Source organism: Mesorhizobium sp. B2-4-19 (assembly GCF_006441315.1).
Taxonomy (GTDB): Bacteria; Pseudomonadota; Alphaproteobacteria; order Rhizobiales; family Rhizobiaceae; genus Mesorhizobium.
In genome coordinates, this window is record NZ_VFUV01000005.1 from 110,794 (window position 1) to 123,329 (window position 12,536).

Genomic DNA, 12,536 nt, shown 5'->3' on the forward strand with positions numbered 1-12,536 from the left:
TTCGTCCCTCAGACCGGCTTCTTGCCGAAGACGCGGATGTATTCGGCAACGCCGCCCTTGGCGAGCGCCTTGGCCTGCTTGACCCAGTCGTCGCGCTCGATACGGCCCTGGAAGGAGAGATAGCCGTCCACCCACTCGCGCTCGGCCTTCTTCCACGAAGCGACCTGCGCGAAGGTGAAGATGCCCAGCGTATGCAGGACACCCTCGATCTTCGGGCCGACGCCGGAGATCAGCTTGAGATCGTCGACCGCGGCCGGCCTGTCGATCCCGGCCGGGCGGTTCTTGTCTTCCAGCGACGGTTTTGCTGGCTTGGCGGCTGGTATCTTGACTTCCGGCGCCTTGAAAGCAGCCGCCGGCTCGGCCTTGGCCTTCGGACCACTGCGCTGTTTTGAGACCTTCTCGACTTCCGGCGCTGCCTTATTGGCATTGGCGGCCGAATGCAGCGGCGCCGAAACGCTCGCCGCCTTCTCCGCCGCCGGCGCCACCTTGGTCTTTGAGGGTGTCTTCAACGCCGGGCTGGTCTCAGGCGCGTCGGTCTTTGGCTTGCTGGCATTGGATGGTGCGACGGGAGCGGCAGCGGGCGCCGGAACGGGCGCGGCGATGATCGCGTCGGGTGCCGCCTTGGCGGCCTTGGCTGCTTCCCTGGCCTCCCGGTCGCGGGTCGACTTGAGGATCGCCTTTTCGTTCTTCAGCGTCGTCAGGCCGGAGGCGGGCTCCGAGCCGGTGCGTCCGTTCTGCGGCCCCGGCGCCACCGAAGCGCCCTTGCCCGCATCGTAGAGATCGATGATTTCGGCCAGCCGTTCCGGCGTCAGGTCCTCGAACGTATCCTTGAAGATCATCACCATCGGCGCGTTGACGCAGGCGCCGAGGCACTCGACCTCTTCCCACGACAAGGTGCCCTTGTCGTTGGTGTGGAACTGGTCGTGATGAATCTTTGAACGGCACACATCCATCAGCGCTTCCGAGCCGCGCAGCATGCACGGCGTGGTGCCGCAGACCTGGATGTGCGCGCGGGTGCCAACGGGATTTAGCTGGTACTGAGTGTAGAAGGTCGCGACCTCGAGCCCGCGAATCCTGGGCATGCCGAGCATGTCCGAAATCGTCTCGATCGCCGCCTTGGTGACCCAGCCTTCCTGCTCCTGCGCGAGCATCAGCAGCGGAATGATCGCCGACTGCTCGCGGCCCTTCGGGTACTTCTTGATCCATTGCTTCGCCGCTGCCGCATTCGCCCGGTTGAAGGCGAAGGATGCTGGCTGGACGCTGGCTTCTGCGAGACGGCGGACTGACATTTAGCGATCGACCTCACCAAACACGATGTCGAGGGAGCCGAGAACGGCGGTGACGTCGGCCAGCATGTGGCCGCGGCAGAGGAAATCCATGGCCTGAAGATGCGCGAAACCGGGCGCGCGCAGCTTGCAACGGTACGGCTTGTTGGTGCCGTCGGAAACGAGATAGACACCGAACTCGCCCTTCGGCGCCTCGACGGCCGCATAGACCTCGCCGGCCGGCACGCGATAGCCCTCGGTGTAGAGCTTGAAGTGATGGATCAGCGCTTCCATCGAGCGCTTCATCGCCGCGCGCTTGGGCGGCACGACCTTGCCGTCGAGGTTCGACACTGGGCCGGTGCTTTCTTTGCCGAGCAAGAGATCGACGCATTGCCGCATGATCCGCGCCGACTGGCGCATTTCTTCCATGCGCACGAGGTAACGGTCGTAGCAGTCGCCGTTCTTGCCGATCGGAATGTCGAAGTCCATTTCCGAATAGCATTCATAGGGCTGCGACTTGCGCAGGTCCCAGGCCACGCCCGAACCGCGCACCATGACGCCCGAAAAACCCCAGGCCCAGGCATCGGCCAGCGAGACCGTGCCGATGTCGACATTGCGCTGCTTGAAGATGCGGTTGCCGGTCAGCAGACGATCGAGGTCGTCGATCGATTTCAGGAACGGGTCGATCCACTTGCCGATGTCCTCGACAAGCTGGCGCGGCAGGTCCTGGTGGACGCCGCCGGGGCGGAAATAGGCGGCGTGCATGCGCGAGCCGGAGGCGCGCTCATAGAACACCATCAGCTTCTCGCGCTCGACGAAGCCCCACAGCGGCGGCGTCAGCGCGCCGACGTCCATTGCCTGCGTCGTCACATTGAGGATGTGCGACATGATGCGGCCGATCTCGCAGTAGAGCACGCGGATCAGTTGGCCGCGCTTCGGCACCTCGATGCCGAGCAGGCGCTCGGCGGCCAGCGCGAAGGCGTGCTCCTGGTTCATCGGCGCGCAATAGTCGAGCCGGTCGAGATAAGGGATGGCCTGCAGATAGGTTTTTGCCTCGATCAGCTTTTCCGTGCCGCGGTGCAGCAGCCCGATATGCGGATCGACGCGATCGACGACCTCGCCGTCGAGCTCCAGCACGAGGCGCAAAACGCCGTGCGCCGCAGGGTGTTGCGGGCCGAAGTTGATGTTGAAATTGCGGACGGAGGTCTCAGCCATTCTGGCGCCTCTGGCGAAGAGTCAGTAGTGAGTAGTGAGTAGTGATCATCAATCTCAATGCCTGCTTCATTCCGCCTGCTTGGCCTGCACCGTTCGGATAAGAGATCTCATCATTTTTCCAATCTCTTCGCATCGCAGCAGCAGTTCAATCTCATTGTCTTTTCGTAGCAGACCAACTCGGCATGCCAGTAGTACGTGCGTTTCCAGTTCCTTCAACGAGCCTTGCGCCATGCGCAAAAATTGAACGAACGAACCTCTGTTTTCCCGACCGTATCCCTCTGCAATGTTCGCCGCGATCGAAACCACTGATCGACGCATCTGAGAGGTCATGCCGTAAATCTCGTCCTTCGGAAACTCTTTGGTGACGCGGTAACAGTCCTCAGCGAGAATCATCGCCGATTGCCACACTTTCAAGTCTCGATAGGATTCGATCCGTTGCTCCAACTCTTTCCCTACTGACTACTCACTACTTCCCTACTCACTGTTTCGCTTTTTCATCGCCCGGCAGGACGTAATCCGTCCCTTCCCATGGCGAGAGAAAATCAAAATTGCGGAATTCCTGCTTGAGCTCGACCGGCTCGTAGATGACGCGCTTGGCTTCGTCGTCGTAACGCACTTCGACAAAACCGGTCAGCGGGAAATCCTTGCGCAGCGGGTGGCCTTCGAAACCGTAGTCGGTCAAAAGGCGGCGCAGGTCGGGATGACCGGAGAACAGCACGCCATAGAGGTCGTAGGTCTCGCGCTCGAACCAGTCGGCGCCAGGATAGACGCCGGTGATCGAGGGCACCATCGTCTCCTCGTCGGCCTGCACCTTGACGCGGATGCGCACATTCTGTTTCGGCGACAACAAGTGATAGACGACGTCGAAGCGCTTGGCCCGCGACGGATAGTCGGCGCCGCAGACATCGACGATCGAGATGAACTGGCAGCGCGCATCGTCGCGCAGGAAGGTCACGACTTCGATGAGGTCGCGCGGCTCGACATGGATGGTCAGCTCGCCATAGGCAAGCACCGCGTCATTGACGCGACCAATCAGCCTTTCGCCGAGATAGGTCGACAGTTCGCTAAGGGATGCGGCCATGGGTTTACCGTTCGATCGTGCCGGTGCGGCGGATTTTCTTCTGCAGGAGAAGAATGCCGTAGAGCAAAGCTTCGGCGCTCGGTGGGCAGCCGGGCACATAGATGTCGACCGGCACGACGCGGTCGCAGCCACGCACCACCGAATAGGAATAGTGGTAGTAGCCGCCGCCATTGGCGCAGGAGCCCATCGAGATGACGTAGCGCGGCTCCGGCATCTGGTCGTAGACCTTGCGCAGCGCCGGCGCCATCTTGTTGGTCAGCGTGCCGGCGACGATCATGATGTCGGACTGGCGCGGCGACGCGCGCGGCGCGACACCGAAGCGCTCCGAATCATAGCGCGGCATCGAGGTGTGGATCATCTCGACGGCGCAGCATGCCAGACCGAAGGTCATGAACATCAGCGAGCCGCTGCGCGCCCAGGTGATCAGCGCCTCGGTCGAGGTGACCAAGAACCCCTTGTCGGCGAGCTCATTGTTGATTTCGAGGAAGAAGGGATCGTCCGCCCCCACCGGCCGACCGGTGTTGGGATCGATGATACCCTTCGGCTTCGGCGCGACGAGGGTGCCTGAACTGTCGTTCAATCCCATTCCAGCGCTCCTTTTTTCCATTCATAGGCAAAGCCGATGGTCAGCACTGCCAAAAACACCATCATCGACCAGAAACCGAGCATGCCGATCTTCGAGAAGGACACGGCCCAGGGAAACAGGAAGGCCACCTCCAGATCGAAGATGATGAACAGGATCGACACCAGGTAGAACCGGATGTCGAATTTCATGCGGGCGTCGTCGAACGAGTTGAAACCGCACTCGTAGGCGGAAAGCTTTTCGGGATCGGGATTGCGGTAGGCCACAAGGAACGGTGCGGCCAGCAGCGCCAGGCCGACGACCAGTGCCACGCCGATGAACAGGACGATGGACAGGTACGAACTGAGAAGTGCGTTCATGCAGCGGCTTTCCGTTGGCGCCAATCCACTTTGATTACAGCACCGGACCTTATTGCGGAAGCGTGACAGATTAACCGCTGAACCGTTTTAAGGGGCCTATGCTGCAACGCGGCGAGGGTTAGCGCAGCACTTCCAGCGAAGCAAGTCAAACCTTGTTCAAAACGCCGACCTGGACGGCATATCCGGAGAAACTGGTCCGATCCGCTCCTGTTTGATTTCCTTCTCTTTTTACTCCACTTTTCTCTCCTGACAGGGTTGCCGCAAAAACCCTGCTAGCATGGGCTGGAATCACCCGTCGGACCTCGGTCGAAACGCCCTTAGAGTGACAGCTGCATGAAGGAAAAGATCTCGCTTGCCGCCGCCCGGCGCATCGCTCTCGCCGCTCAAGGGTTTCTCGATCCCCACCCAAATGGCACACCCGATCGCCGCCACTTTGCCCGTGTGCTCTCCCGCACCGGCCTGCTGCAGATCGATTCCGTCAGCGCGGTGGTGCGCGCGCATTACATGCCGCTCTATTCGCGGCTCGGCCCGTATCCGCTCGCGCTGCTCGACAACGCCGCCGTGACGCGCAAGCGCACGGTCTTCGAATACTGGGCGCATGAGGCCTCGTTCCTGCCGGTCGAGACCTACCCGCTGATGCGCTGGCGCATGCAGCGCGCCGAGCAGGGCGACGAGATGTATCTGGGCCTGGCCAAATGGGGCCGCGAGCATGCCGCCTACATAGAAGAGATCTACCGCGAGGTTGTCGCGCGCGGCCCGATCGCGGCTTCGGCGCTGGAAGGCCAGAAAGGTTCGGGCGGCTGGTGGGGCTGGAGCCATGCCAAGCACGCCTTCGAATGGCTGTTCTGGGCTGGCCGCATCACCACGGCGCACCGCCGCGGCTTCGAGCGCTTCTATGATTTGCCCGAGCGCGTGCTGCCGCAGGCGATCCTCGACCTGCCCGTGCCGCCAGCCGAGGACGCGCACCGCGAATTGCTGCGCATTTCCGCCCGCGCCCATGGGGTGGCGACATCAGGCGACCTGCGCGACTATTTCCGGCTGTCGCCGGCCGACATGAAAGGCCGGCTGGAGGAACTGGTCGAGTTGGGTGAACTGCTGCCGGTGCGCGTCGAAGGCTGGGACAAGCCGGCCTACCTTCACAAGAACGCCCGCCTGCCCCGGAAGATCGAGGCCCGCGCCTTGCTGGCGCCGTTCGACCCGGTCGTCTTCGAGCGCTCGCGCTCGGAGCGGCTGTTCGATTTCCACTACCGCATCGAGATCTATACGCCGGCCGAAAAGCGCCAATACGGCTACTACGTCCTGCCTTTCCTGCTCGGCGACAGGATCGTGGCGCGCGTCGACCTCAAGGCCGACCGGCCGGCCAGCGTCCTGCGCGTCCACGCCGCCTACGCCGAGCCCAACGCTCCGCCTGAGACCGCCGCGCAGCTCTTCGAGGAACTGAAGCAGATGCAAGGCTGGCTCGGCCTTGAACGCATGGAAGTGACGCCTGCCGGCGATTTGGGCTCGGCGCTTGCCGACATCGCCATGTCGTAGCCGTGCGTTGACACCGCTGCCTGCAAAAGCCTAAATCCCGCTCCAGACGGTCCCTTGCCCGCAACGGCAGGGGCTAAGAGGGAATGCGGTGCGAGGTGAAAAATCTCAAATCCGCGGCTGTCCCCGCAACTGTAAGCGACGAGCCGAGGCCGAAAGCCACTGGGATGTTCCCGGGAAGGCGGCACCCAAGGCGATGACCCGCGAGCCAGGAGACCTGCCGTCTGCGACAAAAGAATCCGATCGCCCGGCGGGTTTCCGGGCAAGGAGCCCGGCTTTTTGGACCAGAACGGCAGTTTTTCGCCTGGCACAGCGGACAATTCGTCCGCCGACAGCGAAGCTTTGCCCGGCGTCACGGTGATCGTCTGCGCCTCGTGCCGCGACGAGACCGGCTCCGACGCCCATCCCCGCGCCGGCGAACTGTTGGCCGAAGACACGCGCTGTGCCGCATCTGATGAAAACATCCACATCCGCACGGTCGAATGTCTCGGCAATTGCAAGCGCCGGCTGAGCGCCGCGATCCTGCGCGACGGCTGCTGGAGCTACGTCTTCGGCGATCTGACCGTGAGCAGCGGCGCCGACCTTATCACCGGCGCCAAGCTCTTCGCCACCTCGACGGACGGCCTCATTCCATGGCGCGGCCGGCCTGATTCTCTCAAGCGCGGCCTCGTTGCCCGCATTCCTCCCCTCGACCTGCTGAAGGACTGATCATGAGCGCTTCCGTCACCCGCGTCCCCTGCACCGTCGTCACCGGCTTCCTCGGCGCCGGCAAGACGACGCTGGTCCGCCATCTCCTGGAGAACGCCGGCGGCAAGCGCATTGCGATCATCGTCAACGAGTTCGGCGACATCGGCATCGACGGCGAGATTTTGAAGGGCTGCGGCATCGACACCTGCCCGGAGGAAAACATCGTCGAACTGGCCAATGGCTGCATCTGCTGCACCGTGGCCGACGATTTCGTGCCCGCGCTCGACCAGATCCTATCGCTGACGCCGAAGGTCGACCACATCCTGATCGAGACCTCGGGCCTCGCCCTGCCCAAGCCACTGGTCCAGGCGTTCCAGTGGCCGACGGTGAAGAGCCGCGTGACCGTCGACGGCGTCATCGCCGTGGTCGATGGTCCAGCACTTGCCGAAGGCCGCGTCGCCAACGACATGGACGCCTTGCAGGCGCAGCGTGCGCAAGATGACAGCCTCGACCATGACGACCCGGTCGAGGAACTGTTCGAGGACCAGATCGCCTGCGCCGACCTGATCATCCTATCGAAAAGCGACCTGATGAACGCCGCCGGCTCGGCCCGCGCCAACGCCATCATCGGCGAACATTCCGCCCGTGCCGTGAAGATCGTGCCGACCTCGCATGGCAAGGTCGATCCCTCCGTGCTGCTCGGGCTCGGTCTCGCCGTCGAGGACGACATCGAGAACCGCAAATCCCATCATGACGGCGCCTTCGACCATGAGCATGACGACTTCGACACCTTCATCGTCGACATTCCCTCGATCGCCAATCCGGACGAACTGGCAAAGCGCGTCGCCGCTGCCGCCGAACAGGAAAACGTGCTGCGCGTGAAGGGCTTCGTCGAGGTCGGCGGCAAGCCGATGCGGCTCTTGCTGCAGGCGGTCGGCCCGCGCGTCAATCATTACTATGACCGCGCCTGGACCGCCGAGGACGACCGCCGTTCGCGCCTTGTCGTCATCGGCCTCAAGGGGCTGAACCGCCCGGCAATCGAGCGTATACTCGCCGGCTGATTTGACACACGGGCCGCGATGCATATCCTCACCACGACCTCCGCCTCGCTCGACGATTTCGCCGAGCCGGTCGATCTGCGGCAGATGCCGGCGGATATCGTGGCCCTGTCCTTCACCGACAGCGACCTCGCCGGACTGGCCGCCGCCTGGAAGGCGGATGCAGCCCGCCTGCCCTCGATGCGGCTGGCGGCACTGCGCGACCTGCGCCATCCCCTGTCCGTCGACCTCTGGATCGACAGCGTCGCTCGCCACGCCAAGATCATCCTGGTGCGCATCCTCGGCGGCTACGACTGGTGGCGCTATGGCTGCGACCAGCTGGCCTCGACCGCCCGCGAGCGCGGCATCAAGCTGGCGCTGCTGCCGGGCGAAAGCCATGACGAGGATATCAGGCTGATCGAAGCCTCGACGCTGCCGCGCCGGGAATTGGAAGCCCTGCTCGGCTATTTCCGCGAGGGCGGCTCGGTCAATATGGGCGCGCTGGTGCAGAGGCTGGCCAGGCTATCTGGACAGGACGCGGCCGTTGTTGAGCCGGTGGCGGTGCCGAAGGCCGGCTACTACGAGCCAGATCGCGGCGTCGTCCGCCTCCCCCTCGAGGGCGAGGGGAAGGTCGTGCCCATTCTCTTCTACCGCTCAATGCTTCTCGCCGCCGATGTCGCGCCGATCGACGCTCTTTTTGAAGCGCTGCGCCAGCGCGGCATAACCCCGGTCCCCATCTTCGTCTCCAGCCTCAAAGACCCGACATCCCTGGCCTTCGCGGAAACCGCGCTCGCCACGCTCAGACCCGCCGCCATCATCACCGCGACCGCCTTCGCCTCTGGTGCCGAACCCGGCATCGAAACCCTGTTCGACCGCGCCGGCGTGCCGGTCTTCCAGGTCATCGTCGCCACCACCCGCCGCGACATCTGGGAGAACAACCAGCGCGGCCTGACACCCGCCGACCTCGCCATGCATGTCGTGCTGCCCGAACTGGACGGCCGCATCCTCGCCGGTGCGATTTCCTTCAAGGGCGAAAGCGATGTCGATCCCGCGCTTGGCCACCGCGCCGTCGCCAACCGGCCGGAACCGGATCGCGTGGCGCAGGTGGCTGACCGCGTGGCAGCCTTCATCAAGTTGCAGGACACGCCCCGCACCGAGCGCAAGCTGGCCATTCTGATCCCGGATTACCCAAGCGCTCCCGGCCGTACCGGCTATGCCGTCGGCCTCGACGTGCCGTCCAGCGTGCTGGCGATGCTGCATGACCTGAAAGAACAGGGCTATGGCGTTGAAGGGATCCCGCAATCGCCGCGCGAACTGCTGGATTTGCTGGAGCGCAGCGATGGTGGGTTGGGGTTGGGCGACTATGTCGACTTTTCGAAAGACCTACCGGCTGAGGCTATCGCTGCGGTTAAGGCCGCATGGGGAAAGGCAGAGGGGGGCGCCTCGCGCCAACCTTCACAAGCGACCTCAGCAAGCTTCCCGTTCCGCGCCGCGACCTTCGGCAACATCACAGTCGCCCTCGCCCCAGATCGCGGCCGCTCCGCCGATCGCCGCGCCGACTACCACGATCCAACGCTGCCGCCGCGCCACGCGCTGATCGCCTTCGGCCTCTGGCTGCGCAAATCGCTGGGTGTGCACGCCCTGATTCATCTCGGTGCTCATGGCACGCTGGAATGGCTGCCGGGCAAGACCGTTGCGCTGTCGCAAAGCTGCTTCCCCGAGATCGTCACCGGCGCCCTGCCCGTCATCTATCCCTTCATCGTCTCCAATCCCGGCGAGGCAGCACAAGCCAAGCGGCGCATTGCCGCCGTGACCCTCGGCCATCTGCCGCCGCCGCTGACCGGCGCCGGGCTGGACGAAGATCAGCACAGGCTCGAACGCCTAGTCGACGAATACGCCCAGGCCGACGGCCTCGACCGCCGCCGCCGCGACCGCCTGGCCAAGCTGATCGTCGACACGGCGCGAAAGACCGGCCTCGCCGCCGAAGCAGGTGTCGCCAGGACCGACGCACCCGACGAGGCGCTGCGTCGCATCGACGCCTGGCTCTGCGACCTCAAGGACTTCGCCATCAAGGACGGGTTGCATATCTACGGCCGCGCGCCCGACGATGAGGCCGACGCCATGCGCCGCCAAAGCGCCGAGGCTGAAAGGTCAGCGCTGCTTGCCGCCCTCGACGGCCGCCACGTCAAGGCCGGCCCGGCCGGCGCGCCGGCGCGCGGACGTTCCGACGTGCTGCCCACCGGCCGCAATCTGTTCACGTCGGATCCGCGCACCATGCCGACGCCGACCGCCTATGATCTGGGCAAGGCGGCGGCCGAAGAAGTGGTGCGCGGCTATCTGCAATCGCATGGCGACTGGCCGCGTTCGCTGGTCATCGACCTGTGGGGCTCGGCCTCGCTGCGCACCGGCGGCGAGGAGATCGCACAAGGCCTGGCGCTGATGGGCTGCCGGCCGCAATGGGATGCCTCCACCGGCCGCATCACCGGCATCGAAGTTCTGCCGCCGGCCACGCTCGGCCGCCCGCGCGTCGACGTCACCTGGCGCATATCGGGCCTGTTCCGCGACATGTTCCCGACCCAGATCGCGCTGCTCGCCGCCGCCGCCAACGCCGTCGCCGCCCGCGACGAGGACGATTCGGAAAACCCTTTCGCGGCCCGGACCCGAGCGGACGGCAGGATTAGCCCGCGCATTTTCGGCACCTCGCCCGGCACCTATGGCGCCGGCGTCGAGGATCTTTTGTCCAGTGGCGACTGGGGTACGCGCGAAGAGATCGGCCGCGCCTATCTCGACGCCACCTCGCATGCCTATGGCGGTGCCGGTGGCGAAGGCATCTCGGCGCCCGGCGCGTTTGAAACCCGCATCGCCGAAGCCGATCTTCTGGTCCACACCGGCGACGACCCCGGCCGCGATATTCTCGAAGGCTCCGCCGACGTCGCCTTCATCGGCGGCTTCTCGGCCGCGCTTGCCGCCCTTGGCCGGAATGCCGATGTCATCGTGCTCGACACGACAGACCCGCAAAAACCGAAGCCGCGCTCTGTCAGCGAGGCCGTATCGCGGGTGGTGCGCGCCCGCGCCGTCAATGCGCGCTTCATATCGGGCCAGATGCGGCACGGCCCCCGCGGCGCCTCCGAATTCGCCGAGACGGTCGACCGGCTGGTCGGCTTCGCCGAAACCACCCACGCCATTTCAGGCGCGCTGATCGAGGCCGTGCACGATGCCTATATCGGCGACGCGGAAGTCCGCGCCTTTATCCTTCGGGAAAACCCGGCGGCGGCGAAAGTCATTGCCGAGCGTTTCCTGTCGGCGCGCCGGCGCGGCCTCTGGCATCCCTTGCGCAATTCCATCGACGACGATCTCGCCGCGCTGATTGCCGAGGCCGAGGCGCTGGGAGTGGCGGCATGAACGCCATCTCGCGTCGCGGCGCCTGCCCGGCCCTGTCGGCGCCGATGCAGACCGGCGATGGGCTGCTGGTGCGGCTCAACCCGGTTGCTGGGACCCCATCTTCTGAAGGATTGTCGCCAAAGCTGTTGATCGGTCTGGCCGAATCCGCCCTGCGCCATGGCAACGGCATCATGGAAGTGACCGCGCGTGGAAGCTTGCAGATACGTGGTCTGACAACGGAGAGCGCAACACTGCTGGCAGCGGAAGTGGATGCGCTGGGCATTGCGGTACGGACTGGCCTGCCGGTCGAGACGGGACCGCTGGCAGGTATCGACCCGCAGGAAATCGCCGATCCGCGACCGCTGGCTGAGCGGGTCAGCGCGGCGATCGAGGATGCTGGGCTGACGTCAAGACTGGGACCGAAAGTGTCTGTCGTGGTGGACGGCGGCGGGCAGCTGACGCTGGATGCGGTAACGGCCGATGCGCGGCTGAAGGCGGTGCGGAGTGGGGCCGGGGTTCGGTGGCAGGTGTCTGTTGCGGGTGATGGGCAGAGTGCGAGGCTGCTCGCCACCGTACGAGACGACGCGGCGCGCGACATTGCTGTTGCAGTGCTGAGGATGGTTGCAGAGAAAGGCCGCGAGGCTCACGCAAGAGACTTGTCGGAAAGGCAGTTGGTGTCTCTTGCGGATTGGCTATGCTTGCCAAGTTTGCGCGAGGCGCCCCCCTCTGTCCTGCCGGACATCTCCGCCTCGCGCAAACCTATCGGCCTTTTCCCCTTAGCCGGCGACACTTTCACCCTCGGCATTGCCCTCCCCTACGGCAGCATGCCTGCCGACAAAATCATCGCTCTCGCAAAAAACGCCCTCACCCTCGGCACCACCGAAATCCGTCTCGCCCCAGGCCGCGCGATGCTCTTCCTCGGCCAACCCTCGGACACCAATCCGTCTCTCCAAGCCACAGCCGCCGGCCTCGGCTTCGTCACCTCCCCCGCCGACCCGCGCACGCGCATCGCCGCCTGCCCCGGCACGCCAGCCTGCGCCTCCGGCCGAATCGCCACCCGTGACATCGCCGAGACGATCGCCGCCAAAAACGCCGACATCCTCGACTTCACGCTGCACGTTTCCGGCTGCGCCAAGGGCTGCGCGCATCCCGGCCCGGCGGCGCTCACAATCGTCGGCGGCGAAAATGGAGCCGGACTTGTCGTGAACGCGACGGCAAAGGCTCTTCCTGCCGGCTACAGGCCGGGCTATGACGCCGCGCGCGGCATCGGTCGCGTCGCGGCGGTGATCCGCAGTGCACGATTTCAGGGCGAGACCGCCGCTGCTTGCCTGACAAGGCTCGGGCCGGCGGCAATCGCCGAGACTTACCGACAGGCCCAAACTAAAAAACGGAAATGAG

At 64.7% G+C, this 12,536-nt stretch carries 11 protein-coding genes and 1 riboswitch; of the genes, 5 read left to right on the forward strand and 6 right to left on the reverse strand.

Going from position 1 to position 12,536, the window contains the following annotated elements; genetic code table 11:
• Window positions 1-8: 8 nt before the first annotated feature.
• The 6 genes from FJ546_RS11125 to FJ546_RS11150 form a co-directional block, all read right to left on the reverse strand.
• Window positions 9-1,289, reverse strand: coding sequence for an NADH-quinone oxidoreductase subunit E (locus FJ546_RS11125; RefSeq protein ID WP_140889373.1), 1,281 nt, complete (start codon window positions 1,287-1,289; stop codon window positions 9-11).
• Window positions 1,290-2,480: an NADH-quinone oxidoreductase subunit D gene (locus FJ546_RS11130; protein ID WP_140889374.1), complete on the reverse strand. Its 1,191-nt coding sequence runs from the start codon at window positions 2,478-2,480 to the stop codon at window positions 1,290-1,292.
• Between the two features lie 66 nt (window positions 2,481-2,546).
• Window positions 2,547-2,924: a four helix bundle protein gene (locus FJ546_RS11135; protein WP_140889375.1), complete on the reverse strand. Its 378-nt coding sequence runs from the start codon at window positions 2,922-2,924 to the stop codon at window positions 2,547-2,549.
• A 34-nt stretch (window positions 2,925-2,958) separates the two neighbouring features.
• Entirely contained in the window at window positions 2,959-3,561 is a 603-nt protein-coding gene (locus FJ546_RS11140; protein ID WP_140889376.1) for an NADH-quinone oxidoreductase subunit C, read from the reverse strand.
• A 4-nt stretch (window positions 3,562-3,565) separates the two neighbouring features.
• On the reverse strand, window positions 3,566-4,147 hold the full coding sequence (locus FJ546_RS11145; protein WP_140889377.1) for an NADH-quinone oxidoreductase subunit B: 582 nt from the start codon (window positions 4,145-4,147) through the stop codon (window positions 3,566-3,568).
• Entirely contained in the window at window positions 4,138-4,503 is a 366-nt protein-coding gene (locus FJ546_RS11150) for an NADH-quinone oxidoreductase subunit A (protein WP_140889378.1), read from the reverse strand. The genes FJ546_RS11145 and FJ546_RS11150 overlap by 10 nt, the downstream gene beginning before the upstream one ends.
• A gap of 333 nt (window positions 4,504-4,836) precedes the next feature.
• Between FJ546_RS11150 and FJ546_RS11155 the strand changes: the two genes are divergently transcribed.
• The 5 genes from FJ546_RS11155 to cobG all read left to right on the forward strand — a co-directional run bounded on the left by FJ546_RS11155 (window position 4,837) and on the right by cobG (window position 12,535).
• On the forward strand, window positions 4,837-6,036 hold the full coding sequence (locus FJ546_RS11155) for a winged helix-turn-helix domain-containing protein (protein ID WP_140889379.1): 1,200 nt from the start codon (window positions 4,837-4,839) through the stop codon (window positions 6,034-6,036).
• Between the two features lie 30 nt (window positions 6,037-6,066).
• Window positions 6,067-6,273, forward strand: a riboswitch (cobalamin riboswitch).
• Window positions 6,274-6,312: 39 nt separating this feature from the next.
• Window positions 6,313-6,741, forward strand: coding sequence for a DUF1636 family protein (locus tag FJ546_RS11160; RefSeq protein WP_140889380.1), 429 nt, complete (start codon window positions 6,313-6,315; stop codon window positions 6,739-6,741).
• A 2-nt stretch (window positions 6,742-6,743) separates the two neighbouring features.
• Window positions 6,744-7,781, forward strand: a complete 1,038-nt coding sequence (gene cobW, locus FJ546_RS11165) for a cobalamin biosynthesis protein CobW (protein WP_140889381.1) — start codon at window positions 6,744-6,746, stop codon at window positions 7,779-7,781.
• Window positions 7,782-7,799: 18 nt separating this feature from the next.
• Complete coding sequence (gene cobN, locus FJ546_RS11170) at window positions 7,800-11,159, forward strand: cobaltochelatase subunit CobN (protein ID WP_140889382.1); 3,360 nt, start codon at window positions 7,800-7,802, stop codon at window positions 11,157-11,159.
• Window positions 11,156-12,535: a precorrin-3B synthase gene (cobG, locus tag FJ546_RS11175; RefSeq protein ID WP_140889383.1), complete on the forward strand. Its 1,380-nt coding sequence runs from the start codon at window positions 11,156-11,158 to the stop codon at window positions 12,533-12,535. The genes cobN and cobG overlap by 4 nt, the downstream gene beginning before the upstream one ends.
• The last annotated feature ends 1 nt before the right edge of the window (window position 12,536 follow it).

Excerpts from the sequence above, each read along its gene's own strand:
- cobW (WP_140889381.1), top strand. The coding sequence starts at position 6,744 with ATGAGCGCTTCCGTCACCCGCGTCCCCTGCACCGTCGTCACCGGCTTC.
- FJ546_RS11155 (WP_140889379.1), top strand. The coding sequence starts at position 4,837 with ATGAAGGAAAAGATCTCGCTTGCCGCCGCCCGGCGCATCGCTCTCGCC.
- FJ546_RS11145 (WP_140889377.1), bottom strand. The coding sequence starts at position 4,147 with ATGGGATTGAACGACAGTTCAGGCACCCTCGTCGCGCCGAAGCCGAAG.
- FJ546_RS11125 (WP_140889373.1), bottom strand. The coding sequence starts at position 1,289 with ATGTCAGTCCGCCGTCTCGCAGAAGCCAGCGTCCAGCCAGCATCCTTC.
- cobG (WP_140889383.1), top strand. The coding sequence starts at position 11,156 with ATGAACGCCATCTCGCGTCGCGGCGCCTGCCCGGCCCTGTCGGCGCCG.
- FJ546_RS11150 (WP_140889378.1), bottom strand. The coding sequence starts at position 4,503 with ATGAACGCACTTCTCAGTTCGTACCTGTCCATCGTCCTGTTCATCGGC.
- cobN (WP_140889382.1), top strand. The coding sequence starts at position 7,800 with ATGCATATCCTCACCACGACCTCCGCCTCGCTCGACGATTTCGCCGAG.
- FJ546_RS11130 (WP_140889374.1), bottom strand. The coding sequence starts at position 2,480 with ATGGCTGAGACCTCCGTCCGCAATTTCAACATCAACTTCGGCCCGCAA.
- FJ546_RS11140 (WP_140889376.1), bottom strand. The coding sequence starts at position 3,561 with ATGGCCGCATCCCTTAGCGAACTGTCGACCTATCTCGGCGAAAGGCTG.